24 protein-coding genes and 1 other annotated feature are annotated in these 26,140 nt (G+C 37.0%); of the genes, 16 read left to right on the top strand and 8 right to left on the bottom strand.

The features are described 5' to 3' along the window. Positions 1-96: 96 nt before the first annotated feature. The 7 genes from NLW78_RS09895 (at position 97) to motS (ending at position 5,470) form a co-directional block, all read left to right on the top strand. A complete protein-coding gene (locus NLW78_RS09895; RefSeq protein ID WP_254496905.1) occupies positions 97-531 on the top strand; it encodes a DUF948 domain-containing protein in 435 nt (144 codons plus the stop codon). After that, positions 528-947: a YtxH domain-containing protein gene (locus NLW78_RS09890; RefSeq protein ID WP_254496903.1), complete on the top strand. Its 420-nt coding sequence runs from the start codon at positions 528-530 to the stop codon at positions 945-947. Before NLW78_RS09895 ends, NLW78_RS09890 begins: the two co-directional genes overlap by 4 nt. Before the next feature lie 94 nt (positions 948-1,041). Then, complete coding sequence (gene ytxJ, locus NLW78_RS09885; RefSeq protein WP_254496901.1) at positions 1,042-1,389, top strand: bacillithiol system redox-active protein YtxJ; 348 nt, start codon at positions 1,042-1,044, stop codon at positions 1,387-1,389. A gap of 218 nt (positions 1,390-1,607) precedes the next feature. Continuing rightward, complete coding sequence (locus NLW78_RS09880) at positions 1,608-2,678, top strand: bifunctional 3-deoxy-7-phosphoheptulonate synthase/chorismate mutase (RefSeq protein ID WP_254496899.1); 1,071 nt, start codon at positions 1,608-1,610, stop codon at positions 2,676-2,678. A gap of 150 nt (positions 2,679-2,828) precedes the next feature. Then, positions 2,829-3,824 carry a catabolite control protein A gene (ccpA, locus tag NLW78_RS09875; RefSeq protein ID WP_254496897.1) on the top strand — a complete coding sequence of 332 codons (996 nt, stop codon included), beginning with the start codon at positions 2,829-2,831 and terminating at the stop codon, positions 3,822-3,824. A 52-nt stretch (positions 3,825-3,876) separates the two neighbouring features. Then, positions 3,877-4,704 carry a flagellar motor protein MotP gene (motP, locus tag NLW78_RS09870; protein WP_254496896.1) on the top strand — a complete coding sequence of 276 codons (828 nt, stop codon included), beginning with the start codon at positions 3,877-3,879 and terminating at the stop codon, positions 4,702-4,704. Further along, positions 4,694-5,470, top strand: a complete 777-nt coding sequence (gene motS / locus NLW78_RS09865) for a flagellar motor protein MotS (RefSeq protein WP_254496895.1) — start codon at positions 4,694-4,696, stop codon at positions 5,468-5,470. Before motP ends, motS begins: the two co-directional genes overlap by 11 nt. A 33-nt stretch (positions 5,471-5,503) precedes the next feature. On the opposite strand, the gene NLW78_RS09860 is transcribed toward motS, so the two are convergent. The 4 genes from NLW78_RS09860 to NLW78_RS09845 form a co-directional block, all read right to left on the bottom strand. Beyond that, the gene (locus NLW78_RS09860; RefSeq protein ID WP_254496893.1) at positions 5,504-6,685 is read right to left on the bottom strand and encodes an acetoin utilization protein AcuC; all 1,182 of its coding nucleotides are present in this window, start codon (positions 6,683-6,685) and stop codon (positions 5,504-5,506) included. Further along, on the bottom strand, positions 6,682-7,326 hold the full coding sequence (locus NLW78_RS09855) for an acetoin utilization AcuB family protein (RefSeq protein WP_254496892.1): 645 nt from the start codon (positions 7,324-7,326) through the stop codon (positions 6,682-6,684). The genes NLW78_RS09860 and NLW78_RS09855 overlap by 4 nt, the downstream gene beginning before the upstream one ends. Before the next feature lie 12 nt (positions 7,327-7,338). Continuing rightward, positions 7,339-7,980 (bottom strand): GNAT family N-acetyltransferase, encoded by a 642-nt coding sequence (locus tag NLW78_RS09850; RefSeq protein ID WP_254496891.1) that lies wholly within the window; start codon positions 7,978-7,980, stop codon positions 7,339-7,341. A 128-nt stretch (positions 7,981-8,108) separates the two neighbouring features. After that, entirely contained in the window at positions 8,109-11,141 is a 3,033-nt protein-coding gene (locus NLW78_RS09845) for a transglycosylase domain-containing protein (protein ID WP_254496890.1), read from the bottom strand. A gap of 130 nt (positions 11,142-11,271) precedes the next feature. Next, positions 11,272-11,478, top strand: a binding site (T-box leader). 59 nt (positions 11,479-11,537) lie between these two features. Here NLW78_RS09845 and tyrS point away from each other — a divergent pair. Together tyrS and NLW78_RS09835 are read left to right on the top strand one after the other, a co-directional pair. Next, complete coding sequence (tyrS, locus tag NLW78_RS09840) at positions 11,538-12,803, top strand: tyrosine--tRNA ligase (RefSeq protein ID WP_254496888.1); 1,266 nt, start codon at positions 11,538-11,540, stop codon at positions 12,801-12,803. A 157-nt stretch (positions 12,804-12,960) separates the two neighbouring features. Continuing rightward, entirely contained in the window at positions 12,961-13,953 is a 993-nt protein-coding gene (locus NLW78_RS09835; protein ID WP_254496886.1) for an acrylyl-CoA reductase family protein, read from the top strand. A 57-nt stretch (positions 13,954-14,010) separates the two neighbouring features. Here NLW78_RS09835 and rpsD read toward each other — a convergent pair whose 3' ends face one another. After that, positions 14,011-14,613: a 30S ribosomal protein S4 gene (rpsD, locus tag NLW78_RS09830; protein ID WP_254496885.1), complete on the bottom strand. Its 603-nt coding sequence runs from the start codon at positions 14,611-14,613 to the stop codon at positions 14,011-14,013. Positions 14,614-14,972: 359 nt separating this feature from the next. On the opposite strand from rpsD, the gene NLW78_RS09825 reads away from it, so the two are divergent. Then, positions 14,973-16,826 carry a sensor domain-containing diguanylate cyclase gene (locus tag NLW78_RS09825; protein WP_254496883.1) on the top strand — a complete coding sequence of 618 codons (1,854 nt, stop codon included), beginning with the start codon at positions 14,973-14,975 and terminating at the stop codon, positions 16,824-16,826. A gap of 23 nt (positions 16,827-16,849) precedes the next feature. Here the strand turns inward: NLW78_RS09825 and NLW78_RS09820 are convergent, their stop codons facing one another. Next, entirely contained in the window at positions 16,850-17,329 is a 480-nt protein-coding gene (locus tag NLW78_RS09820) for a GAF domain-containing protein (RefSeq protein WP_254496882.1), read from the bottom strand. Positions 17,330-17,447: 118 nt separating this feature from the next. Here NLW78_RS09820 and refZ point away from each other — a divergent pair, with 118 nt between their 5' ends. The 6 genes from refZ (at position 17,448) to NLW78_RS09790 (ending at position 24,393) form a co-directional block, all read left to right on the top strand. After that, on the top strand, positions 17,448-18,062 hold the full coding sequence (refZ, locus tag NLW78_RS09815; RefSeq protein WP_254496880.1) for a forespore capture DNA-binding protein RefZ: 615 nt from the start codon (positions 17,448-17,450) through the stop codon (positions 18,060-18,062). A 148-nt stretch (positions 18,063-18,210) separates the two neighbouring features. Beyond that, positions 18,211-19,896, top strand: a complete 1,686-nt coding sequence (gene ezrA / locus NLW78_RS09810) for a septation ring formation regulator EzrA (RefSeq protein WP_254496879.1) — start codon at positions 18,211-18,213, stop codon at positions 19,894-19,896. Between the two features lie 141 nt (positions 19,897-20,037). After that, positions 20,038-21,177: a cysteine desulfurase family protein gene (locus tag NLW78_RS09805; protein ID WP_254496877.1), complete on the top strand. Its 1,140-nt coding sequence runs from the start codon at positions 20,038-20,040 to the stop codon at positions 21,175-21,177. 7 nt (positions 21,178-21,184) lie between these two features. Continuing rightward, the gene (gene thiI, locus NLW78_RS09800) at positions 21,185-22,390 is read left to right on the top strand and encodes a tRNA uracil 4-sulfurtransferase ThiI (RefSeq protein WP_254496876.1); all 1,206 of its coding nucleotides are present in this window, start codon (positions 21,185-21,187) and stop codon (positions 22,388-22,390) included. A gap of 83 nt (positions 22,391-22,473) precedes the next feature. Continuing rightward, a complete protein-coding gene (locus NLW78_RS09795; protein ID WP_254496874.1) occupies positions 22,474-22,689 on the top strand; it encodes an alpha/beta-type small acid-soluble spore protein in 216 nt (71 codons plus the stop codon). Positions 22,690-22,791: 102 nt separating this feature from the next. After that, positions 22,792-24,393, top strand: coding sequence for an amidohydrolase (locus tag NLW78_RS09790; protein ID WP_254496872.1), 1,602 nt, complete (start codon positions 22,792-22,794; stop codon positions 24,391-24,393). A 21-nt stretch (positions 24,394-24,414) separates the two neighbouring features. On the opposite strand, the gene NLW78_RS09785 is transcribed toward NLW78_RS09790, so the two are convergent. Beyond that, complete coding sequence (locus tag NLW78_RS09785; protein WP_254496870.1) at positions 24,415-25,194, bottom strand: C39 family peptidase; 780 nt, start codon at positions 25,192-25,194, stop codon at positions 24,415-24,417. 89 nt (positions 25,195-25,283) lie between these two features. Continuing rightward, positions 25,284-26,084, bottom strand: a complete 801-nt coding sequence (locus tag NLW78_RS09780; protein WP_254496868.1) for an NAD kinase — start codon at positions 26,082-26,084, stop codon at positions 25,284-25,286. Positions 26,085-26,140 lie beyond the last annotated feature (56 nt).

Genomic DNA, 26,140 nt, shown 5'->3' with positions numbered 1-26,140 from the left:
CATATGTAGCTTTTTCACAAAGAAATACGAAGTTTGACGAATGACAACTGGAGGTATAGATTATATATAAATACATAATAAGGAGTGAATCAGGTTATGGTAAACTTGCTTTACATTTCAGCCTTAATTGCAGCTATTGCATTTGCCGTTTTAGTTATTTATTTAGCGGGCACACTAAAGGCTGCAAGAAATACATTGACTGAAGTAGCAGAGTCTTTGGACAGCCTCCAGAAACAAATGGAGGGCATAACGGTTGAAAGTACTGCACTACTTAACAAAGCAAATCAACTTACAGAAGATATTCAAAAAAAGTCCGAAAAATTAAATCATCTAGTCGATGGTATATATGGAATTGGGGATTCGGTTCACCAATTTAACCGCTCTATAGAATCTGTTTCAAATGAAATTGTAACATCAGCTGAAACCCATAAAGGCAATGCAGCACAAGTGGTTACATGGGGACAAGCTGCCATTGACCTATGGAAAAGATATAAAAAACCTGTTGATACAAAAAAGGAGGATTTATCATGAGTGAGAGAGAAAATAATGAAAACATCAATAGTAAAGACTTTTTATTGGGTACTTTAATTGGTGGGATTGTAGGCGCATCTGCAGCATTACTGTTAGCACCTAAATCTGGGAAAGAACTTCGAGAAGATTTAAACCAGAGCGCAAGTTATGTACGTGAACGTGCTGAGGACTGGAAAGACGTGGCTTATGAAAAAGGAACACAATGGAGTGAAATGGCTAAGGAAAAGTCTACACACTTAACGCAAAACTTGTCCGAAAGATCGAAGGATATTGGAGAAAAGTTGAAGGATACAAAGGGTGTTATAGAGGATCGTGTAAACCAAATTCGTTCTGATGTTGAAAATGAATCTGTCGAAACTGCGAAGGATATTGCGGATACAATTGAAGAAGCAGCAAATGAACTTGATAAAAACTAATAGTTCATAACGAAAATTTTGAACAAGGATTGTTGATTATGCTACATTTATAATCAACAATCTTTTTTTACATAAAGTTGTGGAGGGATGGAAAATGGGAGTTAACGTAATTGAAAAAACAGAACAGTTTCAGGAAGTATTAGAGCAACAACATACTTTTTTCTTATTAAAGCATAGCTTAACTTGCCCAATCAGTAGTGAGGCGAAAGAACAATATGAAAGATTTTGGGAAGAAGCTGAAATACCACAGTATGTATTATATGTACAAGAGGCAAGACCATTATCAAACCATATAGCAGAAACGTTTGATGTGAAACATGAATCTCCACAGGCGCTATTGTTTCATGGAAAAGAAGTTGTTTGGCATACATCTCATTGGAATATAACAAAAGAGGCGTTACATGCTGCGGCTCACGATCAAATAAAACGAGAAAATCAGTAGGTGACATGTAAAGCTAGTACAACCATATTGAATCTTACGAAAACAAATGGACCACTCATCACGTGAACAATCATTATATTTATTAGATATATGAATCTTTGAAAAGTTTTTAAAGTAGTGGTGACATAACTAGAAATTTTCGATATAATTATCTCTAATTATTTTAAAGAACCATATAAATTTGACTTTATGAAAAAAAGAAGATGGAGGCGTTTAAGTTGACGAACAAAGGGTTAGATGAGCTGAGAAGAGAACTGGATGAAGTTAACGTTGACTTGTTAAAACTCATTAACAAGCGAGGGAAATTAGTACAAGAAATAGGAGATCTTAAAGAGAAGCAAGGGATGAGTCGTTTTGATCCTGTGAGAGAACGTGCAATGCTTGATCACATTTTAGATCACCACGATGGACCTTTTGAATATTCAACAATTGAACATCTATTTAAGGAAATTTTCAAAGCCGCTCTAGAGCTGCAAGAAGACGACCATAGTAAGGCGATGCTTGTATCACGGAAAAAGAAGCCTGAAGATACGGTAGTTTCGATTAAGGGTGAAAAGATCGGTAATGGTGAAGTCAAATATATTATGGGACCGTGTGCTGTTGAAAGTTATGACCAGGTTTCCAAAGTTGCGGAGGCCGTTAAAAAGCAAGGATTGAAACTACTACGTGGTGGAGCGTTTAAACCGCGTACATCACCATATGATTTCCAAGGGCTTGGATTAGAGGGATTACAAATTTTAAAGCAAGTAGCCGATGAGTATGACTTAGCTGTTATTAGTGAAATTGTAAATCCTGCAGATATTGAAACAGCTCTTGATTATATCGATGTAATTCAATTAGGTGCAAGAAATATGCAAAACTTCGAATTGTTAAAGGCGGCAGGATCTGTTAATAAACCAGTCTTATTGAAGCGTGGGTTAGCAGCTACTATTTCTGAATATATCAATGCAGCAGAATATATTATGTCCAGAGGAAATGAGAATATTATACTTTGTGAACGTGGTATTCGCACATATGAAAAAGCGACAAGAAATACGTTAGACATATCCGCTGTACCAATATTAAAAAAGGAAACCCATTTACCAGTCCTTGTTGATGTAACTCACTCTACAGGACGAAGAGACTTATTATTACCTACTGCTAAAGCAGCAATAGCAATAGGAGCAGATGGCGTAATGGCTGAAGTTCACCCAGATCCAGCAGTAGCATTATCCGACTCTGCACAACAGATGGATATCCCCATGTTTGAACAATTTATGAACGATTTAAATCAATTTAATAAAAGATAAACAAAATCGCCAACTTTTTGTTGGCGATTTTTGCGTTATAGCGTGTAAAATATGTAAAATGAGAGATGTACTTACATTGCTTATATGCGAAGAGTGTCGTATTATAACATTAATCAAATGTGCGCCTATAAATCAAGGAGGTTTCATAATATGAATGTAACAATTTATGATGTAGCAAGAGAGGCCAATGTTTCCATGGCGACCGTTTCCCGAGTAGTTAATGGAAACCCAAATGTAAAACCAGCAACAAGAAAAAAAGTTCTCACTGCCATTGAGAAGTTAGGGTACCGCCCAAACGCGGTTGCAAGAGGACTTGCTAGTAAAAAAACAACAACTGTAGGGGTTATTATTCCCGATATATCAAGTATATTTTTTGCAGAACTTGCCAGAGGAATTGAAGATATCGCGACGATGTACAAATATAACATTATTTTAAGTAATTCTGATCAAAACAAAGACAAAGAAATTCATTTAATTAACTCGATGTTAGGTAAACAAGTAGATGGTATTGTATTTATGGGTGGCAAAATTACGGATGAACATATTAAAGAATTTGAAAGTGCACCTGTTCCAGTTGTGTTAGCAGCAACGATTGATGATACAAATACAATACCATCGGTAAATATTAACTATGAGCAAGGTGCATTTGAAGCGGTTCAACTACTGTTAGAACATGGACATGCTAAAATTGGTTTCGTAGCAGGAATGGCTGATACGGAAATGAATACACAAAAAAATAGTGGCTATAAACGTGCCCTTACTGAAAATGGTCAGCCAATTGATGACAACCTTATCTTTAAAGGAGATTATACGTATCAAGCTGGATTAGATTCGGTGGAATATTTTTTAAGTTTAAGCGAAAAACCTGGAGCAATTTTTGTATCCACGGATGAAATGGCACTAGGAGTCATTCACGGTATCCAAGATAGAGGATTGCGCGTTCCTGAAGATATAGAAGTTGTTGGATTTGATAATACAAGGTTAGCTACGATGGTTCGTCCAACACTTTCAACGGTAGTACAACCAATGTATGATATTGGAGCAGTGTCGATGCGTTTGTTAACGAAAATTATGAATAAAGAGCAAGTTACAGATCAAAATGTAATTTTACCTCATCGAATTGTTGAAAGAAGTTCAACAAAATAGAAAATGATCCGATAAATATAATAGAAATGTCTTAAGACCGGGGAGAGAGAATATGAGACGGAGCGATTTATTAACACCTATCGGTATATTTATTGGATTAACAATGGTTTTATTTGGGATATATTTTAACGGCGGACTATCAGGGATGGTATCCTTTGTCCAAATTTCTTCTATTTTAGTTGTATTAGGAGGCTTGCTCGGTGCCTTATTAGTAAACTTTGATTTACGCCAACTGAAAATGACCGTTAAAGTATTTAAAGAAGCGTTCCGAAAGAATGACCATGATGTAAAAGAATTGATTCAATTATTCGTCAGACTTTCGGAAAAAGCGAGAAGAGAAGGTTTACTAGCGCTAGAATCGGAATTGGATGAGGTTGAAGATCCGTTCATTAAAAAAGGTGTTTTATTAGCGATTGATGGTATTGAACCTGAAGTGATCAATGACATCATGAAAGCAGAAATCTCGGCTATGGATGAACGACACCAGCGAGGTAGAGCTATTATAGAAAAAGCAGGAGAATATGCTCCGGCTTGGGGAATGATTGGAACGTTAATCGGTCTCGTGTTAATGTTAAACAATTTAACAAGTCCCGAAACAATCGGTCCAAGTATGGCCGTAGCCCTACTTACTACTTTTTATGGAAGTTTATTAGCTAACTTAGTCTTCATACCAATGGCCGGTAAGTTGGAAAATCAAACAGATGAAGAAATCTTTTTAAAGATGATTATGATTGAAGGAGTTATTGGAGTTCAATCCGGTCAAAATCCGAAAATTTTAGAAGAAAAACTGAGCGCGTTTCTATCAAATGAACAAAAAAATCAATCCCTAAGTGAAGAATCCGAAGAAGAATTGGCAGGGGCGACGGCACATGAAGTATAAGCCAAATCGTTCAAAGAAAAAGCCAAAAGAGAGTTCACGATGGATGACTACGTACGCGGACTTAATTACATTAATTTTAGTGTTCTTTATTTTACTTTTCTCAATGTCTCAAATTGATATGGAAAAATTTAAGGCTGTTGCTCAATCTTATAAAGATCGTGTCATTTTCGATCATAATCCATCTATAATTGATGGTGATTATCCGGCACATAAACTAGATGATTACCGTGAAAGAGAAAGCGATGAAACGAAGGATGAAGTGTCTGAATCTGATGAAGAAGAAATTCATGAAGTCGAAAAAGAACAAAATGATGACGAATTGGACATTCTTTTGGCGAAAGTTCGACAGTTTTTAACTGAAGAAGGGTTAAACGATGTCATTAAAGCCAATCGTACTACCCAAGGTGTCGTTCTAGTATTACAGGAAAAAGTATTATTTGAATCAGGTAGAGCACATATTACTGAAGAAGGAAAACCTTTTCTAAATCAAGTTAGTCGTTTATTAAGGGGAATACCAAATAACATTAAAGTTGAAGGTCATACTGATAACCGCCCCATTGCAACGACACAATTCCCATCGAACTGGGAGTTATCTTCAGCCAGAGCTAGTAGTGTTATCCGTTATTTTATAGAAAATCATGGTCTTGAAGATAAACGGTTTCAAGCAACGGGATATGCTGATACAAAGCCTGTAAGGAAAAACGATACGATTGAAAATAGACAAAAAAACAGACGAGTTGAAATTGTGATTTTAGATATTGAATGAGAAAAAGAGGGAATCCATATGGGTTCCCTCTTTTTAACTAATATCATTCAAATGATGATTATTTTTATTTCGAATAAGTTGAAGCGCCTTTGTTAACATGTATTGATTTTTCTCGGTAATCTCATCTTTTCTTGGAATTGGCTTGTACAATTGCGGTTCATCATGCCAATATCTTGGTAAGGAAACCGGAGATTCTTTTGACCATTTATCTAACCACACTTTTGGAAGTTCCCCTTTAAATGGGGTGCCTGCATTCATAATTTGCCAAATTTGGGCCCAAGCCCTTGGAACAACACGCCATATATCATAACCACCGCCACCTAATGCAATCCATCGTCCGTCACAATATTGATGTGCTAATTCATGGGCAATTGCTGGGATTTGCTCATATATACTCATTGTCAAGCATAAATGGGTGAGAGGGTCAAAGGCATGGGCATCAGCACCATTTTGTGTAACAATAATATCTGGTTGAAAGTAGTCTACAATCTTTGTCATCGCTTCTTTGTAGACGTGTAAAAAGGATTCGTCTTCTGTAAAGGCATCAATAGGAATATTAAATGAATAACCATATCCTTCTTTTATTCCCCGCTCATGAATGTTGCCAGTCCCCGGAAATAAGTAGCGCCCTGTTTCATGTATTGATAATGTACATACGTTAGGATCATCGTAAAAGGCCCACTGTACACCATCACCGTGATGTGCATCCGTATCGACATATAATACTTTTAAATTATATTTTTTTCGTATATATTGTATCGCTACTGCTCCATCGTTATAGATACAAAATCCTGATGCTTTTCGTTTAAACCCATGGTGTAAACCTCCGCCCAAATTCGTAGCGTGTGTATAACCATCAGTTAATACCGCATCAACCGCCTGTAACGATCCTCCTACAATTAATGAAGATGCGTCGTGCATTCCAGGGAAAATCGGTGTATCTTCAGTACCAATACCAATTTCTAACCCTTCCTGTTCTGTTAAATTACCAGTACTTGCTCTCTTAATTTTTTCAATATAGCTAGAATCATGAAACAACATAAGTTCTTCATCCGTAGCAAACCTTGGTTTAATTATATTGTTAGGCTGTAACGCATTGGCTTGGTGGAGTAAATCATACGTTAAGATAAGTCGTTTTTGGTTAAATGGGTGTTCGGAATGAAAGCGATAAGTAGTATAGTTTTCAGAATAAACGAAACCAGCATTACAATTCATTTTGTCACTCCTGGTAAATTGGGCCATAATACTTCATACCCTTTCTGTTTAAGGTCTTGTATAACAGGTAGAGGATTTAAGGTGTTTATTCTGAAAACAAGGACTTTGCTGGTAGACTCTTTTCGGTCTGGATAAACAAGCACTGATGAGATATTAACGTTATGCTCACTTATGATTTTGGAGATTTCAGGCAATACACCGATTTTATGTTTCACTTTAACTTCGATTTGAGAACTGACTTCATGTATGCCCGTTAATTGAATTAATGTATATAGTACATCTTTTTCCGTAACCATTCCTACTAATTTATTTTGTTTTGTTACAGGCACACATGATATTTCTTTTTCGTAGAAAATACTTGCCACTTCTTCGACAAAATCTAACGGGTGAACGGTAACGACTGGTTTTGTCATAATGGTATGTAACTTATATTGAAGGGTATTTTGTTCAGATGGATGTAATGTTGATGGTCTGGCATCGCGGATGTCACGGTCTGAGACTATGCCAATTACTTCTTTTTTATCATTCACAATCGGTATATGGTGGATATCATGTTGCCTCAGTAAATATAAAGCGGTTTCAATTGTTTCGTTTGGAGGTAAGGAAATCGCCTCCATATTCATAATTTCCTCAACTAACATCTTGTCTCCTCCTTATAACCACTCATTGTTTGATCGACCTAGAAAGCGTAACTGCTCAAATTTTTTAATGGACCTCTCCGAAACACGTTTTCCTATTCTGGCTAATAAACAGTTGGCTGGATGGGATGCGATTTCAGGATCATCTGTTGGAACGGGTGTTAAACCACCTGCCCCCATCATCTTTTCCATCACATGTCTATAATCCCATACAGATAAGCCGGTTCCTTTTAAATCCCAATGCCAATAATACTCGGTTGTAATAATAATATAATCTTCCATAGCATCATCTGCCATTGAAACCTTTAGAAGATTTGAGCCAATTTTCAATCCCCTATATTGTGGGGCAATTTCGATTGCTCCTAGTTCGATTAAGTCTTCCATTTGAAATTTGGACCATCTCTCCAGGGGGTCTGGATATAAAAAAGTGACATATCCAATAATTGTACTATGATGACGAGCAATTAAAATACGACCTTCTTCAAAGTTGGCAATGCTTAACAATGCTTCAAATTGCTTTTTTGGCGGCCGAAATGCACTTAATCCTTCATGAAATTTGTATGTCGATAGCTGTTCGGCATTTAATGGTCCTTCTAAAACAATTTGGTCATTATCCAATTGGATAGTTGAAGAATGGTAGTTTTTTTTATGTTTCACTTCCACACCACCTAAATGATAGTAACACTTTCTAAATATTATACATGAAGAAAAGATGTAAGTTGATGAATTCATAAAAAATGAGCCTAGAAAATATATTCTAGGCCCGTACTAAAGATAAAGAAACATTAACTATTATCAGTAGGATCGATGATTTCATTATCATCATCGATAGTTTCATTATTTGTTTGTTCACTATCATCTGATCCATCATCTTCCGGAGTATCATCACTTTGTTGTTCTTCAGAACCGTCATTGTTGTTCTGGTCGCTGTCGTCGTTTTGTTCATTTGGCTCTTCTTCATTTTCTTCCTGCTTTTCTTCTTCTTCTTCCTCTTCTAAATCATCAGGTTGGTCAGGGTCTTCAATTGTTCCGTATATGATCCGTTTAGATGGTGAAGATTCTTGGCCGAAAAAGTCTACAGCAGTGACATAATATTCCTTGTCTCTTGTTTGTAATTTGAAACTTGTTTCGGTTGTAACTCCAATTAATGTACCCAGTTCTCCTTCTTGGTCGGTTACATACACTCGATAACCAATCACATCTTTTTCACCAGATGCTTTCCAAGTTAAATTATCATTTGAAATCTTTACTTCTTTAGGTTTTGATGGAGCTTTTTCATCATTTTTTAACGTTTCTTCAGATGGAATTTTAATTTTATTCCAGTTATCACCTTTTGGGAACAGGTCAGATAAGTCGTCGATATCATCCCAACCCTTATCTTCAATAAATTCAATATTTAAGAAATACCCATTTTCCGTAAATTCTTCAGGGGTTTCGTCCAGGGCATCATATACTTTTCCATCAATCGTAACATAGTTTCCTTTTACGATACTGTAATCCTCTTCTCTTGGTACATGTTTTGCATTAAACCAGTCTGTAGTGGTGAGACCTAACTCTTTACATTCTTCACTGGGAAGCAACCCAGATACGGCACAAATCGTTGTTCTTTCTAATCCACCAGGGCGTTTAAAGTCACTGGATGGTATCATTAAATCCGGTTTAATTTCGGACGCGGCGTTGACGAGTTCAGACCAGAATAGTAGATTACGGCTACTATAACCTAATGTACAGTTCGAACAATTCCGAACGTTAATCCGCTTATCTGATCTTCCATCAGCATTTGCATCATAATTGTCATACCCCATCCAACTTCCAATCGTTACATTAGGGTTCGTCGCAACAAACCATGTATCTTGGAAAAACTGGGTTGTACCTGTTTTGCCGGCCCAATCAACATTTTTATACTTTAATGCAGACTGAGTATACGTAGCTGTTCCAGATCTTAATACATCTCTCATCATATCTATCATTAGATATGACGTTTGAGGTGAAAAGACTTCAACAGGTTCGGGGTTGTGCTCATAAATTACTTCACCATCGTTTGTCTCGATTTTATCAATCATGTAAGCATCGATGAATTGTCCCATATTCCCAAACGTAACATAGGCATTAACTGTCTCTTCCACTGTTAATCCTTGACGTGGACTTCCCAGGGATAAAGAAGCATTATACATGTCTTGTTCTTCTAATGTTGTAATCCCCATATCTAATAAGTAGTTTGCAGGTTGTTGATTTAATATTTGTAAATACGTCCGCGCTGCAGGAATGTTGTACGACCTTGCCAACGCTACTCTAGCTGTAGTTAAACCTGTTTCTCTACCTGTATAGTTTTTCGGTGACCAGTGTGGCGTACTATCTTCGTAAGTGAATGATACATCAGGAATAGGTGAACCGGGCTGTACAACCCCTAATTCCATCCCAGGTGCATAATCGAGCAATGGCTTCATCGTACTGCCATTTGGACGTTTTGTGTTTGTCGCATGGTTATTCTGACTAAACTCAAAGAAATCACGTCCACCGACAAAGGAGATAATTTTGCCGGTACTATTTTCGATTAAGACGGACCCTACTTCTAAAGGTTGTATAGCACTTTCTTTTTCACCTGTTTCAGGGTTTATTTTCACGATAGAGTGATCAGGTCCAAAGTGTTCAAAGTTCTTTGTGATCTCTTGAAATTTTTCGTAGATGTCTTTATCAATCGTTGTATGAATGCGATAGCCTTTTTGCCTTAAGCTACGTTCTGCAATGATCATATAACGATTACGTAATTCTTTGTTATTTTCAAAGTCGTCTATCGTGTACCCATCTTCTCCGGCTAAATGTTTCGCCATAATGTCTTTTGCTCTATCTAACACTTCGAACGTTAAATAAGGATATTCTTGAACGATAGATTCTTTTTCTTGTGAGAGTTCACTCGCGATGTCATACTCAAGGGCTTCTTCTAATTGTTTTTCTGTAATGAATCCGGCTTTATGCATTCGATTTAACACAGATTTCATTCGATTCAACCCGGCTTGTAAACCTTCTTCATTTTTAATCTGTCCACCGTTAAGGAATGGTGTATAAGCAAAAGGTGCTTGTGGGAGTCCTGCAATAAATGCGGCTTGTGGTATATTTAAATCTTTTGCTTTAACTCCAAAGATACCTTCTGCAGCTGTTTGAATTCCTGCAATATTTCTTCCGGAAGAGTCTCTTCCAAATGGAGCTACGTTTAAATATGCTTCCAGTATTTCATCTTTATCAAAAAAACGTTCTAATCGTAACGCAAGCAAAATTTCTTTAGCTTTTCGCTCAAAGGACACTTCGTTTGTTAAGATTTGGTTTTTAATGAGCTGCTGGGTTAGTGTACTACCACCAGTTTTCACGTTAGAGTTCGTCAATTCTTGAAAAATAGCTCTTAAAATTGCCTTCGGAACAACTCCATTATGCTCTAAAAAATACTCATCCTCTGTCGCAATAAGAGCATTTTTTAAATGATCCGAAACTTCTTCAAGTTTTACTTCTTCTCTGTGTAAATCAGAAGGTAATTTCCCTAAGTATTTTTGGTCTGCAAAATAGAGAGAAGTTGTTTCTTCGTAGTTGTAAATACTTCGTTCCATATCGGCAAAACTTCGAACTTCTTCGTCTTTAACAAGGGATGCAAAATATCCGAGTCCAATTCCACCTAAAAAGAATGAAACAATAATGCCAGAAATAATGAAAAACAATAACAAATTCCATATCACATCATATGAAATTCGGAAACATTTCCCTATCGATCCATTTCGCCATATGCGTGCCAATTTTTCCTTTGATTTATTTATAGTTTGTTTATTCATAACGGTTAAACCTCCTAAAATACCAAAATATATTATAACATAAATTGACGAAATGGAGAGACTGGTAGGATTATGAAATATTGCTTTTTTGCAAAGAATATGGTATTTATAATTAACAACTAAAAATTAAAATTACGTAGTGAAAAAATGAAGTAGTTACCTACTCCCTGTTCCAGAGACCTGACGGTTGGTGCAAGTCAGGACACAGTAGGTTGGCGAATTACGTTTTGGAGCGTCTTCTAGCCAAAGGCTAGGACGGTAAAGAAGCCGTTATCGATGAAGTGGCAGTATTCAAGCTGCAACAAGGGTGGTACCGCGGGTATACCTCGTCCCTTTTTTGGGATGAGGTTTTTTTGTATGCAATTTCCGAAATCTAATCAATAGGAGGGCACGACAATGGAAATTTTACAAGATTTACAAGAACGAGGCTTAGTTAGTCAGATTACAGATGAAGAAGGTTTAGCGAAACATTTGCAGGAAGACACCGTTTCACTTTACTGTGGGTTTGACCCAACAGCTGACAGCTTACATATTGGCCATTTGTTACCAATCTTAATGTTAAAACGATTTCAAAAAGCAGGCCACAGGCCCATTGCATTAGTTGGTGGCGGAACTGGATTAATTGGTGACCCTAGTGGCAGAAATACAGAACGTCAGTTGAATGAGGAAAGTGTAGTCGAAGAATGGAGCACAAAGCTGAAGCAGCAAATTGCAAACATATTAAATACGAATAATGACGAAGAGGGCGTAGTAGCTGTAGATAACCGTGACTGGCTTTCTCAAATGAATGTAATTGAATTTCTACGTGACATCGGAAAACATTTTGGGGTAAACTACATGCTCGCAAAAGAATCTGTAGAATCACGAATTGAAAATGGTATATCCTTTACCGAATTTAGTTACATGATTTTACAGTCATTAGACTTTATGAATTTATACAAAGAGCAAGGGTGTACGCTGCAAATTGGTGGAAGTGACCAATGGGGTAATATTACGGCAGGCTTGGAGTTAATTCGTAGAACGTCTGAAGAAGGAGAGCAAGCTAAAGCATTTGGGTTAACAGTACCTCTAATTACAAAAGCGGATGGTACGAAATTTGGTAAAACAGCAGGTGGTGCTGTTTGGTTAGACCCTGAAAAAACAACCCCATACGAATTTTATCAGTTTTGGGTAAATACAGATGATCGTGATGTCATTAAATTTATTCGTTACTTTACATTTTTGTCAAAAGAAGAAATTGCTCAACTCGAGGAAACAGTAGCAACTCAACCGGAAAAACGGATTGCTCAGAAACGCCTGGCGGAAGAGATGACGAAACTCGTTCATGGTAGTGAAGCACTAGAACAAGCGGAAAAAATTACTGCAGCTTTATTTAGTGGAGATGTTACAACGTTAAATGGTAAAGAAATCGAGCAAGGATTTAAGGATGTTCCATCTCATATTGTTCAAGAAAATAAGGGATTAATTGACCTCCTTGTGGAAGCGAAGATTTCCTCATCGAAACGACAGGCCCGTGAAGATATTCAAAATGGCGCAATCTATATTAATGGTGAACGTCAGCAGGATTTGCAATACGTTGTAAACGAAAAAGATCGTATCGATGGTAAGTTTACTATCATTCGTCGTGGGAAGAAGAAATACTTCTTAATTCGTTACCAGTAAATAAAGGCAGCCTATTTGGCTGTCTTTTCGTATGTGAAGGTAATATCTTTTATGTGATAGATGTTGAATAACAGAAATAGAATATTAGAAAAAAGGTTTTGGGTCATTTTTACAGAGTGAAACATGAGATTTTCACATTAGGAAAGGAGTTATCATGATGAAAGAAAAGTTTTCTGCCCTTGTTGTAGATAAACGAGGAGATACTTGTAATGTAGGTGTTCGGCAATTAACATTGTCCCAATTGCCGAAAGGGGAAGTAACCGTTAAAGTTGCATATTCAAGTGTCAATTATAAAGATGGACTAGCATCAATTCCGAATGGGAAAATTGTTCAATCTTATCCGTTCGTTCCAGGGATTGATCTAGCTGGCATTGTAGTTGCATCAGAAAGTAAACGATTTAAAGAGGGTGATGAAGTACTAGTTACTGGATATGAATTAGGGGTAAGTCATTATGGGGGATATAGTGAGTATGCTCGGGTAAAAGAAGAGTGGGTTGTGCCGTTACCTGAACAATTGTCTATGAAGGAGGCTATGGCCTACGGTACAGCTGGTTTTACAGCTGCATTATCAATATACAAGCTAGAGAAGGCCGGGTTATCTCACGATCAAGGGCCAGTACTCGTCACAGGCGCCACAGGTGGTGTAGGTAGTATAGCAGCTGCACTATTAGCTAATAAAGGCTACCAAGTAGTTGCAAGCACCGGCAGTAATCAATATACAGATTACTTAAAAGGCTTAGGAGTTAGTGAAGTGATTGGTCGAAATGAATTAGAAAAAGATAAAATCAGGGCATTAGACAAACAAAGGTGGATAGCAGCTGTTGACCCGGTAGGGGGGAAATCATTAGCCTATATTTTAAGCTCTATTCAATACGGTGGTTCTGTGGCAGTAAGTGGTTTAGTAGGGGGTGTAAACGTTCCGACTACTGTGTTTCCATTTATTTTGCGAGGAGTTAACTTATTAGGAGTCGATTCTGTCTATTGCCCGATGGAGGTTCGAGAAGAACTATGGCGAAAAATGGCCGCATTTAAACCTCAAAGTTTAATGACTGATGTAAGTAAAGAAGTATCTTTACAGGAACTGCCGACTGCCTTATCAGAGATTCTTGAAGGGAAAACGAAAGGGAGAGTCATCGTTAAAGTTTCATAAAGAAAAAACCTCAAAGCACCTATTTCTAGGACTTTGAGGTTTTTTATAAGCAGAACATTAACGAGAGTAGAACTCAACGATAAGTGCTTCGTTAATTTCAGATGGCAACTCTGAACGTTCAGGATAACGGTTGAAAGTACCCTCTTGCTTTTCTGCATCGAAAGAAAGGTATTCAGGAACAAAGTTGTTCACTTCTATAGCTTCCTTTACGATTTGTAAGTCTTTTGACTTTTCACGTAGGCCGATTGTTTGACCAGGTTGTACACGGTAAGATGGGATGTCTACACGACTTCCATCTACAGTGATGTGACCGTGGTTTACAAGCTGACGAGCTTGACGACGAGTACGTGCTAATCCAAGACGGTAAACAAGGTTATCAAGACGAGCTTCAAGAAGAATCATGAAGTTCTCACCGTGAACACCTTTCATTTTACCTGCTTCGTCAAATAGACGACGGAATTGACGTTCGTTAATTCCGTACATGAAGCGTAGTTTTTGCTTTTCCTGCAACTGAAGACCATATTCAGATTGCTTTCTTCTTTGGTTAGGACCATGTTGTCCTGGTGCATAAGGGCGTTTTTCTAACTCTTTACCTGTACCGCTCAAAGAAATGCCATAGCGACGTGATTTTTTCCATATTGAACCCGTAAAACGAGACATGGGGCATTTCCTCCTTTTATATATTATTTTGCATAAAATAAAAACAGGGTGAGCCTCTGACGATGCCCATTTTGTTTTCATGTACCTTCGCTCCAGCAGCAGAGAGTTACACAGTACACCTCTGTGAGGAACAAAATGAAGCGAACGCTGGTTCACGTAAGCTGCCTTTTATTTTACACAAAGGTCATTATATGATTTTTGACAGAATAAGTCAAGGGAATATTACGCGAGGACATTATGGTAGAAGTGAATCTATCTATTGAAAACCTTATTGTGATAAAATGAATGAGGTAAATCAAATAGTATGTTACTTGCTATTATAATATAGGTGATATGTCATGTTAAAGCAGGAGTCTGCTATGGAAAAAATAAAAAAACAAATAAAGTTGAGTTTCTATGATATCCAATTCGAGAATAGATTGTCCGTACAAGAAATGATTGAAAGAGTGGTTGCAAAGGTTCAAGATATATTGCACGCAAAAACAGTAGGGATATATTTATTGCATGATCCGATGAACTCATATCTATTACAAAATGCTTATTCATCAGAGACGCTATTGAATATCGTTCATCAAATGGATTGGAAATCATATAAGAATGAACAAATGGGTAAAAGTGATGTCTTAGATGGAAACTGCTTTTGTAAAAGTGGTACATTTGACGGTGAATCTGTTGTTATCCCAATTCAAAAAGAAAAATATGAGGCTCTCGTCTTCATCGGTTTTGAGGATAGAGATCAATTACAAAGCTATATTCAAACATTTCATATGGTTGCAACAGAAATAATAAAGATGATTGTTCATAGAAAGCATTTCTTGAACTCGGATGAAGAACAAAACAAGTTTACAAACGTCGCAAATACTATGGCTACATTTCATTCCTCATTAAATAGAAAAAATGTTTTAACAACTATGATGAAGACCATTAAGGAAAAATTTCCTGCCGTGGAAGCATATTTACTCCTTTCTCAAGGACAAATGGAAGCGAATCAATTACCAATCAAAGATATTAAATATGATCAATCTCCTGACCAAAGTGAAACAAAAGCTTTTTTAACTGGAGAAATTCAATATGACATACGTAACCAGAGGATACATATGTTTGTACCTTTAATCGGCACACAGGGGATTTACGGTGTACTGGAAGTCATCTCACAAGAGACACGCTTTTTTACTAATCAAGTTATTGATTTTTTCACCTTTTTAGGAAACACTGCCGGAAGTGCTCTGGAGAAAGCTAGTTTATATGAAAAATCCCAGCGGAAGATATCCAATTTGCAATTTATTAATAATACTTCCCAAACGTTAACGTCAACAATGGATATAACTGAAACATTTGCGTATTTACACCATTTAATTCAAAAGGACTTACATGCAGATGAAGTAGGCTTCTTCCTGCAAAGTGACGACGGTAATCTTCATTTTATGGAAGAGAGCTCAACATATTTCAAGGAGAACATTGAACAGTGCAAGTTACTCCTTAATGATGAACGCATTAAAAACGGGGAGTCTATTTTTACAGGGGAGATTAAAGAAGCCATTCCACATTGCACTCCAGTTCCTTATGAGTCAGTAATGATCGTGCCGATGATGGAAGAAAGAAATGTTATCGGGTATGTGATAGCCTTACATCAGGAGAAATATTTCTTTTCATTGGAGACTTATAAACTCCTTCAATCAATAGTTAGACATTCCACCTTAACGGTAACGAACTCTATGTTAAAGGAGGAATTGGAGTACCTTGTCCGAACTGATTACCTCACGAAACTTTCGTCCCGGAAACACCTTGATGAAATGATGTATGAAGATGTGAGACAAGGAATGAAAGGTTCCTTTGTCATTGTAGATATTGATAATTTTAAGGCTATTAATGATTGTTATGGTCATGACGTTGGAGATAAGGTCATCATTCAAGTAGCTCAGATCATACAGGATACAATAGGTAGCAATGATGTTGCTGCGAGATGGGGCGGAGAAGAATTAGCTATATATTTACCGAATTCATCTTTAGAGAAAAGCACTATCATAGCTGATCATCTTGTAAATCGAGTATCTCATTCCACGACCCCGAAAGTAACGATATCCTGTGGTATTTCTTCCTGGAATCATACAATCAATAATCAATTAAAGGATATATTTATCCGTGCTGATCGGGCTTTATATAAGGCAAAAAAGGACGGGAAAAATTTAGTCCGAACAGATAATGCCCTATAACGTATACGTTATAGGGCATTTTTTTATAAATGTTCACTTATAACTTGCACGAACTCTTCTAAATATTGCTGGTCAAGTTCATCAAAGCGGTTCAGGTTTGGACTATCAATGTCTAAAACGCCAAATACTTCGCCATTTACATGAATGGGGACGACGATTTCTGATTTACTTGCTGCATCACAAGCAATATGTCCAGGGAACTGTTCCACATCTGCCACGCGCTGGGTTTCGTTTTCTTTAACAGCTGTTCCGCACACGCCTTTACCAACTTGAATGCGGACACAGGCAGGCAATCCTTGGAATGGACCTAAAACAAGTTCACCATTTTTCATAAGATAAAATCCTACCCAATTTACATCATCTAAAAATTGATTTAATAAAGAAGAAGCATTGGAAAGATTGGCAATAACATCCTCTTCACCGTGTAATAAACCTTTTAGTTGTTGTAGTAATAGTTTGTAATTTTCTTCCCGTGTGCCATTGTATTGCATAGTATTAAACATAAATAACTCCCTCTCGTTTTTATAATATTAACACTAAGTTTTTCCTTCCCTTGAAATATAAGTAAAATAAAGGATTTGAAGAATTTGGGAAGAAAGTAATATAAAGGGGTGAAGTACGATGGAACAAGTTATAAAACCGACGAAAGAAAAAGTTGCTGATACAGCCGTTCAACTTTTCTATACGAAAGGGTTCCATGGAACTTCTGTGCGAGATATTGCAAAGAAAGCCAGTGTGAACGTCTCCATGATAAGCTATTACTTCAAGAATAAACAAGGTTTGTTGGAATATTTAGTTGTTCGTTACTACGAAGAGTATTTAGATGTAGTGGAACAACAGATATTCGAACGAAACTTACATGAAGATGTAAGTGACTTTTTATACTTAATTGATGCTATTATACAATACAAACAAAAACATCATCAATTCACTTGTTTTATCCAGCGGGAGTTATCCTTCGATAATATGTTTATACGTGAACTTCTTGTAACCTACTTAGCGAAAGAACAATATTTATTACAAAATGCCTTCTATTCTATACTCCCAGATTTTGCTTATACTGTGATTGAAAAGGAATGTTTATATATGCAGTTCAAAGGCCTGCTAAATATCCCCTTCTTAATGCCCCACGAATGGAAGCAAAATGTTCAAGGTAATTACTCAGAACAAGCGTACTTATCTACTTATATTCAGATGCTCAAAAACTGGTTAAGTACGGTATGGACCATTTCATGATTTTTTTACCGTTCTCTGTCACATTTTAAAGATTTTTGAAAAATTTTAGCAAAAAACCACTTATACATGATATGATAAAAAAAACAATATATATCCAACGAAATGGTATATACGATGGGTGTGTGTAATTAGTGTTAGGAGGCTTTTTATGGAGTACATCATCGGAGCCATTCTTTTATTTATCGCATTCATTATCTTTAGTCTAATTTTTAGAAAACGAATTTATGATCGTGTAGATAAGCTTGAAGAATGGAAATTACATATAATGAATAAGGAAGTTGCTGAGGAATTATCGAAAGTAAAGCATTTGAATTTGTCTGGTGAAACAGAGGCACGTTTTGAAAAATGGCGATCAGAGTGGGATAACATCGTGGCAAGGTGGCTTCCTGATCTAGAAGAAGATTTGTTCGACGCCGAAGAAGCGGCAGACCGCTATCGGTTCCGTACAGCAAATAAGGTTCTTCGTGAAGTTGAAGAAACATTAATCGGGATTGAAGAATCCATTACGAATATGTATGAAGAAGTTGAAAGGTTACTTCACTCAGAACAGGATACAAGAGAACAAGTGGAACAACTGCGCCCCGGCATCAAAGAGGCACGGAAAGAATTGTTACAAAATCGCCATCACTTTGGCAAGGCTGAGTTCGTCTTAGAATTGGAGTTAGATGAAATAGAAGCAGAGATTTCTTCTTATGACGAACTAACAGAAAACGGCAATTATTTTGAGGCGGAAAAACGTGTACGAGAAGCAAAGAATCGTTTAGATCACCTAAGATATAAAATGAATGTTTTTCCTATGCTATATAAAGCTTGTAGGAATGAACTTCCGGAACAACTTGAAGAGTTGGCTAACGGGTTGTCGGAAATGAAAGACCGCGGATTTCAAATTCAACATTTCGGTTTTGAACAAGAAATACATAAACATCATGAAAAATTGCTTGCTATGCTTGAACTGTTAAATAAGGGCGAAGTTGAAGGAATTGAACAAGGTATTCAAGAAACCGATGAACGTATTAAAGAGATATATGATCAACTAGAGCGTGAAGTATTAGCAAAAAACTTTACTGATCAAAAAGTAAGTATTATGAATGAAAAATTACAATCAACGAGTGAACAATTTGAAGCAGTAAAGAATGAAATAGCTGTTATTCAAGACAGTTATCATATTAATGATCAAGACCAGGAAATGCAGTACAGTTTAGAAAATTGGTTAAGTCAATTAAAAACTCAAGCGGACAAAATTAATCAAGCAGTGAATGAGGAAAAGAAAAACTATTCAGTAATACGTTCGGAACTTGAGAATTGGTTAAAGCAATGGGAAAGCTTACACGATATGCAAACCGAATATCGGGAACGAATCCAATCATTACGGAAACATGAATTAGAGGCAAAACGAAAAATTACGGAACTTAAAAAAGAGATTTCCCTTATTAGAAGGAAACTTCATACGAGTAACTTACCAGGTGTACCTGAGTACATAATGGATATTACAGTGGAAGCCGCAAATATGATTCAAGAAGCAAAAAAACATTTGGACATTCATCCGTTAAATATGGAATTTATCCAATCAACAATTGATAAGGCAGAAAAAAATACGTTAACGGTAAGAGAACAAACAGAACTGTTACTAGAAGAAGCCCAATTAGCTGAAGTCGTCATTCAATATGCAAATAGATACCGGAGTCAGTATCCGGTGCTGGGAGCTAAATTAGTTGAGGCGGAACAGGCGTTTCGTAATTATGACTATAAATTAGCATTAGAGAAAGCTAGTGTAGCTCTCGAGGGAATTGAACCTGGAGCAACCGATCGACTAAGGGGACTTGTCACAAATTAGCAATAGAACATATATATTTAGGAATAATAATAAACGAATAAGACTGTTCTACATCATTAGAACAGTCTTATTCGTTTTCAGAACCTTTCAATTGTGATATTATATGTCAATGCAAATAGTTACGAAAAAGGAGTTAAGCCCATGATTTACTTTGATAATAGTGCTACGACAAAGCCCTACCCAGAAGTGTTAAAAACGTTTCACCAAGTAGCAGATCAGTATTTTGGAAACCCATCTTCTATACACCGATTTGGAGGAGAATCCGAACGCTTGTTAAAGAAAGCTAAAGAACAAGCTTCAAACCTACTTGGGGTTGAAATCGATGAAGTTATATTCACATCTGGTGGAACAGAGAGTAACAATTTGGCGATTAAAGGGATTGCACTTCAACATCAAAATCGTGGGAAGCATATTATAACGACTGAAATTGAACACCCTTCAGTGTTAGAAGCTTGCAAGGCGTTGGAGAAAATTGATTTTGACGTAACATACCTTCCTGTCAATAAAGAAGGGAAGATAAATGTTCAGCAATTACATGACACGATTCGAACAGATACCATTTTAATTTCCGTCATGCACGTAAATAACGAACTAGGTACAATACAGCCTATAAAAGAGATTGCTGATATTGCAAATCAATATCCAAAACTTTTTTTCCATGTTGATCATGTACAAGGGTTAGGAAAAGTACAACTACCATTCAACCACCCTGGTATTGATCTATGTAGTATGTCAGCACATAAAATCCATGGACTAAAAGGAACTGGCCTCTTGTATATAAAGAAAGGTACAACGTTATTCCCATTATTACACGGAGGAGGACAAGAGGGTGCCAAAAGACCAGGAACCGAAAACTTAGCTGGGATTGTTGCGATGGTGAAAGCGATGCGTATGATCATGGATAAACAAACGAATGAATCGCATCACCTTAACGAGATGGCTACAAAGCTTCGTTCTTGTCTAGCGAATAATAAACGGGTGCATTTGAACTCACCAGAAGACGGTGCACCCCATATTTTAAATTACTCCGTTCCTGGGTTTAAACCAGAGGTGGTCATTCACGCTTTAAGTGAAAAAGGAATCTTTATATCAACGAAATCTGCATGCTCATCAAAGCATACAGATGAAAGCGCAGTATTAGCAGCGTGTGGTTTAGATGAAAGGTATACTACGTCTGCTTTAAGGGTCAGCTTATCATATGATAATACACGTGAAGAAGTAGAAACTTTTTGTAAAGCATTTGAGGAAACAGTTAGTCAATTAAGTGATGTAATGGGGTAGATAAATAATGGAATTTGATCACATATTAATTCGATACGGTGAAATGTCGTTAAAAGGTAAAAACCAAAAGACATTTATACAGCAATTAAAAAAAAATGTACAAAATAAATTAAAAGAGTTTCCGAATACGCATGTCAAACAATCTCGCGACCGCATGTATGTGCGTTTAAACGGAGAGGATCACGAAAAAGTACTCCAAGCTTGTCAACAAGTGTTCGGGATTCAATCATTAAGTATAGCTCTTCGTGTCGAAAATGATCTAGAAAAAATAAAGGAAGGCTCTTTATATGCTTTAACCGATGGTCATGATGTGAAAACTTTTAAGATCACAACGAAAAGAACGAATAAAGGTTTTCCGGTAGGGTCTCAGGAAATGAATAAAGTACTTGGAGGTCATCTACTTTCAAATACGGATAATATATCCGTTGACGTTCATAATCCTGATCGGGAAATTCGTGTAGAAATTCGCCAAGATGCTACTTATATCATGTCACGTACAGTTCTTGGCGCAGGAGGACTGCCTGTCGGCACTACAGGTAAAACGCTTTTACTCATGTCTGGAGGAATTGACAGCCCTGTTGCGGGTTATTTAGCGATGAAACGTGGGGTTCAATTAGAAGCAATTCATTTTCATTCTCCACCTTTCACGAGTGAAAGGGCTCGCCAAAAAGTAGAAGATTTAGCCCAAACTTTAACGAAATTCGGTAATGATATTAAAGTTCATTACGTACCTTTTACAAAATTACAACAAAAAATCTTTAAAGAAATACCAGAAAATTATGCGATGACAGCTATGCGCAGAGTGATGATGAAAATGAGTGAACAGTTGGCCAGAAGAGAAGAGATTTTATCCTTAGCAACTGGAGAAAGTTTAGGACAGGTTGCCAGTCAAACGATGGAAAGCATGAATACCATTAATGAAGTAACCAATTATCCTGTTATCCGCCCTTTAGTCGCAATGGATAAATTAGAGATTATCCAAATTGCAGAAAACATCGGTACTTATGATATATCCATCCGACCATATGAAGATTGCTGTACCGTTTTTGTACCTAGACAACCGAAAACAAGGCCGCGGAGAGAAAAGATGAACCAATTTGAAAGTCACGTTGACTTCTCTAAGGATATGGAAGATGCCCTGAATCAAATTGAAACGGTGACTTACAAACCGACAGTGGCGGAAACAAAAGATGATTTTGAAGAATTATTCTAAGGAAGAAAGAAATACCAGGTGAAAACCGTGTATGAAACCTCCATATCTACACATGCTAGTTAGTGACAAGGAGGTGATACACTATGGCAAGCCAAGGTGGTAGCCGCAACACAAACCAACTTCTTGTACCTGGGGCTGATCAAGCGATCAACCAAATGAAAACTGAAATCGCACAGGAGTTTGGTGTTAACTTAGGAGCTGACACTACTTCTCGTGCAAACGGATCTGTTGGTGGTGAAATTACTAAACGTCTTGTTTCACTAGCACAGTCCCAAATTAATGGTGGACAATCTCAGTAAAAATCAAATATTGATTGCTTTATAAAAAAGGGCAGTTTTCATACTGCCCTTTTGATTTAAATAAATACTATAGTACGTTAAAGTGGTAAGGAGGAGAAGAGTATGGGTAAACTTTGGTATGGGGGAACCATTTATACAATGGTGAAGGAAGGACATCAAGTTGATGCAGTATATACTAATAATGGCAAAATTTTGGATGTTGGTACCAAAAAGGAACTAAAACATAAATATGCTCAACAAATAAGAGAAGAAGTGAATTTAAATGGGAAAGTCATGTACCCAGGTTTCACGGATAGCCATTTACATATTATTGGACATGGGGAAAAACTTTTAAGATTAGATTTAAGTAAAGCAACTTCGAAGAAAGAAGTACTAAAAGAAATTAAAAAGATTTCCGAAACCCTAGAAGAAGATGAATGGGTAATTGGTGAAGGGTTTAATGAAAATATGTGGCAAGATCCAACTGTTCTTCATTGTCGTGAAATTGATGAAGTAATCAATGACCGTCCGGTTGTCCTCACAAGGGTCTGTCGGCACGCTCTAATAGCCAACAGTAAAGCAATGGAATTAGCAGGTGTCTCACCCACTACATCTTCTCCGGATGGTGGGTTAATAGAACGAGACGATGACGGTGAGTTAACAGGGTATTTTCATGATCAAGCACAACAGTTGATTAAAGACGCAATGCCTTCTGTCTCGGATCGTCATATCGTACGAGCGATTAATGTTGCAGTTGATGACTTAATTCAGAACGGCCTTGTAGGGGGACATAATGAAGATTTAAACCATTATGGAAGCTTTGAAAGGACGTTTAAAGCTTTTCAACAAAGTATTAACGAAAATCATAAGTTTCGAGCGCATATGCTCGTTCACCATGAAGTTGTTGAAGAAATGGTTTCATTAGGCTATGAATTTGGCCAGGGTTCCCAATGGTTACGATTAGGGGCAATGAAAATATTTACAGATGGTGCATTAGGTGGAAGGACAGCATGGTTAAAACAACCATATGAGGATGATCCAGCGACTTATGGCGTTGCGATTCACTCAGGAGATGATCTGGAAACATTAATAAAAAAAGCCCGAAGATATAATATGCCTGTTGCTGTTCATGCTATTGGAGATGCAGCATTAGAACAAGTCGTACATTATATAACTGAACATCCTGTCCCACAGGGGGAGAAGGATCGTCTTATACACGGACAAATGTTAACTGAGGAAATATATGAAAAGATCGCACAGTTACCTGTTATTATCGATATACAACCGACCTTCGTTTCGTCAGATTTTCCGTGGGTCATAGAAAGAATAGGAGAGGATCGACTGAAACATGCATATCCGTGGAAATCGCTATTACAACACGGAATTATTTGTGCAGGGGGTTCTGATGCGCCAATAGAAGATATCAATCCGATTAAAGGCATTGATGCTGCAGTGAACAGAGTATCGGTACATGATGGGAAAGTGTATGGAAGAGAGGAAAGACTTACTCCTTTTGAAGCTGTCTCGCTATATACAACCGGATCAGCTGCTGCGATAAGTAAGGAGCATGAACAGGGAAAAATTGCCCCAGGATATGTAGCAGATTTTACGGTTTTGAGTGAGGATTTATTCACAGTTGATCATAAAATGATCAAGAATGTTACAGTTGAAATGACCGTGATTGATAATACAATTGTATTTAACCGTGAAAACAACCAAGGATGATGATTATCCTTGGTTGTTTTCTTAATTATAGGATACGGCCCGCATTTTCATTGCCTTCCATGAATTAATAAATGTTTCTTTATTTACTTGAACATCTTTCTTTTCTGATAATGGATCATTTAAATAAACATGATTTTCATCGTAACCAACTAATACGACAGCATGTAAATCTAAAGGTGTTTCAATTTGCTCGTCACCGTGATTCCATAATTCCCAACGATTTGGTTGCTGATAATCCCCTGTTGTCCATACAAGGACAGGTTTTTCCTTAGCGATTTGTTCCTCTAATCTTGAGAATGGTTCACCAGTCAAGTTCACTGTTCGCCTTGGTAAATACTTTTCCATTAACTGTACAATCGGTCGATCAAAAACTGCGTACCCAGCATTTTTTCCTGTCATATCACCGACAAAACCATCATTTGGATTACCCCAATCGGTAATATCGCCGTTTTTGTTCTTCTTTATGGGGTCATGGTCTTTTTCAATGGTGTTCGCTAATTCCATTTTATCTACTTGGATTCCTGCGTATTGGAGGATCATTGCTAAACTAGTTACTTCACAACCATATTTTAATTCTGGATTTTGAGCAATTAATGGAACATGTAGCTTCTTTTCATTAGGGGAATTGCTCTTGTTTTTATTCTCTTGTGTCATAAGTTTAGGTAAAGGTTGTGATGAAGACCCTGATTGGGCATCATTTGTTTCATATTGCTTTTCAAAGCGATTGGGATTCGTATTATCGTTACGATCTACACATCCTACGATTAGACAAATGACGAGAAAAGGCATGTAAAAACGCATTGTAAATCCCCTTTTTTACTAACAGTTTTCCACAAAAACGCCAAAAGGATGAGAAAAATATTCCCCACTGCCATGGCAGTGGGGAATGATTATAGAAATGTTCGCTTTACACGGTCCCAGTATGAATTATCCTTTAATTTCACAGTTTTAATCATTTTATCACTCAATGCTATTTCTACTTGCTTAATCGTTTGAATAGGAAAGGCTTCATTATCTAACCCAATTATTGGATGGTCATTACCATCCTGTACGATTTCAAGTTTTAATTTACGGTCTCCGCTCAAAATAAAGGAAGATCCGAGTGTGCGAAATTGATTATTATTTAATGATGCAAGCTCTGTTACTTGTATACAAGGTAGCTTTGGGTCAACGACTGCACCGTGAGTTGATTTATTGTAACCGGTACTTCCTGTAGGCGTTGCGACAATTAGGCCGTCACCCCTGAATTTTTCGAAATGTTGGTCATCAATAAATACATCCATCACAATTGATTTAATTAGTGCAGAACGAATACTTAGTTCGTTTAAACAATGGGATGTAATATCATCATTAATTTTTACATCGATAACCGGAAATCTTCTAACCTCTATGTTTTGATTCTTAATGACATCAACCATTTCCTGGAATGTGTTTAAATGGAAATCTCCATATAAAGAAGGTGCGTCAGCTTGGTTTATTCCCATGTATAAACAATCTTGGCGGAATCCGGTCTTTCTAACCGCTTGCAAAAACGTTCCATCTCCGCCCACACTAACGATGATGTTTGCTTTATGATGATCCTCAACAAGTTGAAAACCATTTTCTTCAGCAACACGAAAAAGAGCTTGAATTTGGTTTTCTAATTCATCTTCTTTTTGATAATAAAAATACAGATTGTTTCGTTCGTCCATTTTTATCCCTCCTAGTTGTGTCTAATGAGGCTTGTTCTATTATGATACCATTTCCA

The sequence above is a fragment of the Salirhabdus salicampi genome (genome assembly GCF_024259515.1).
GTDB classification, from domain to species: Bacteria; Bacillota; Bacilli; order Bacillales; family Alkalibacillaceae; genus Salirhabdus_A; species Salirhabdus_A salicampi.
The sequence above is the reverse complement of the archived record's forward strand: the minus strand, read 5'-3'. Positions and strand labels throughout refer to the sequence as shown.

Excerpts from the sequence above, each read along its gene's own strand:
- motP (WP_254496896.1), top strand. The coding sequence starts at position 3,877 with ATGAGACGGAGCGATTTATTAACACCTATCGGTATATTTATTGGATTA.
- NLW78_RS09820 (WP_254496882.1), bottom strand. The coding sequence starts at position 17,329 with ATGTTTAATACTATGCAATACAATGGCACACGGGAAGAAAATTACAAA.
- tyrS (WP_254496888.1), top strand. The coding sequence starts at position 11,538 with ATGGAAATTTTACAAGATTTACAAGAACGAGGCTTAGTTAGTCAGATT.
- NLW78_RS09855 (WP_254496892.1), bottom strand. The coding sequence starts at position 7,326 with ATGTTAGTTGAGGAAATTATGAATATGGAGGCGATTTCCTTACCTCCA.
- ytxJ (WP_254496901.1), top strand. The coding sequence starts at position 1,042 with ATGGGAGTTAACGTAATTGAAAAAACAGAACAGTTTCAGGAAGTATTA.
- NLW78_RS09795 (WP_254496874.1), top strand. The coding sequence starts at position 22,474 with ATGGCAAGCCAAGGTGGTAGCCGCAACACAAACCAACTTCTTGTACCT.
- NLW78_RS09860 (WP_254496893.1), bottom strand. The coding sequence starts at position 6,685 with ATGAATTGTAATGCTGGTTTCGTTTATTCTGAAAACTATACTACTTAT.
- NLW78_RS09805 (WP_254496877.1), top strand. The coding sequence starts at position 20,038 with ATGATTTACTTTGATAATAGTGCTACGACAAAGCCCTACCCAGAAGTG.
- motS (WP_254496895.1), top strand. The coding sequence starts at position 4,694 with ATGAAGTATAAGCCAAATCGTTCAAAGAAAAAGCCAAAAGAGAGTTCA.
- NLW78_RS09825 (WP_254496883.1), top strand. The coding sequence starts at position 14,973 with ATGGAAAAAATAAAAAAACAAATAAAGTTGAGTTTCTATGATATCCAA.
- rpsD (WP_254496885.1), bottom strand. The coding sequence starts at position 14,613 with ATGTCTCGTTTTACGGGTTCAATATGGAAAAAATCACGTCGCTATGGC.
- ccpA (WP_254496897.1), top strand. The coding sequence starts at position 2,829 with ATGAATGTAACAATTTATGATGTAGCAAGAGAGGCCAATGTTTCCATG.
- NLW78_RS09780 (WP_254496868.1), bottom strand. The coding sequence starts at position 26,084 with ATGGACGAACGAAACAATCTGTATTTTTATTATCAAAAAGAAGATGAA.
- ezrA (WP_254496879.1), top strand. The coding sequence starts at position 18,211 with ATGGAGTACATCATCGGAGCCATTCTTTTATTTATCGCATTCATTATC.
- NLW78_RS09790 (WP_254496872.1), top strand. The coding sequence starts at position 22,792 with ATGGGTAAACTTTGGTATGGGGGAACCATTTATACAATGGTGAAGGAA.
- refZ (WP_254496880.1), top strand. The coding sequence starts at position 17,448 with ATGGAACAAGTTATAAAACCGACGAAAGAAAAAGTTGCTGATACAGCC.
- NLW78_RS09845 (WP_254496890.1), bottom strand. The coding sequence starts at position 11,141 with ATGAATAAACAAACTATAAATAAATCAAAGGAAAAATTGGCACGCATA.
- thiI (WP_254496876.1), top strand. The coding sequence starts at position 21,185 with ATGGAATTTGATCACATATTAATTCGATACGGTGAAATGTCGTTAAAA.
- NLW78_RS09785 (WP_254496870.1), bottom strand. The coding sequence starts at position 25,194 with ATGCGTTTTTACATGCCTTTTCTCGTCATTTGTCTAATCGTAGGATGT.
- NLW78_RS09890 (WP_254496903.1), top strand. The coding sequence starts at position 528 with ATGAGTGAGAGAGAAAATAATGAAAACATCAATAGTAAAGACTTTTTA.
- NLW78_RS09835 (WP_254496886.1), top strand. The coding sequence starts at position 12,961 with ATGAAAGAAAAGTTTTCTGCCCTTGTTGTAGATAAACGAGGAGATACT.
- NLW78_RS09895 (WP_254496905.1), top strand. The coding sequence starts at position 97 with ATGGTAAACTTGCTTTACATTTCAGCCTTAATTGCAGCTATTGCATTT.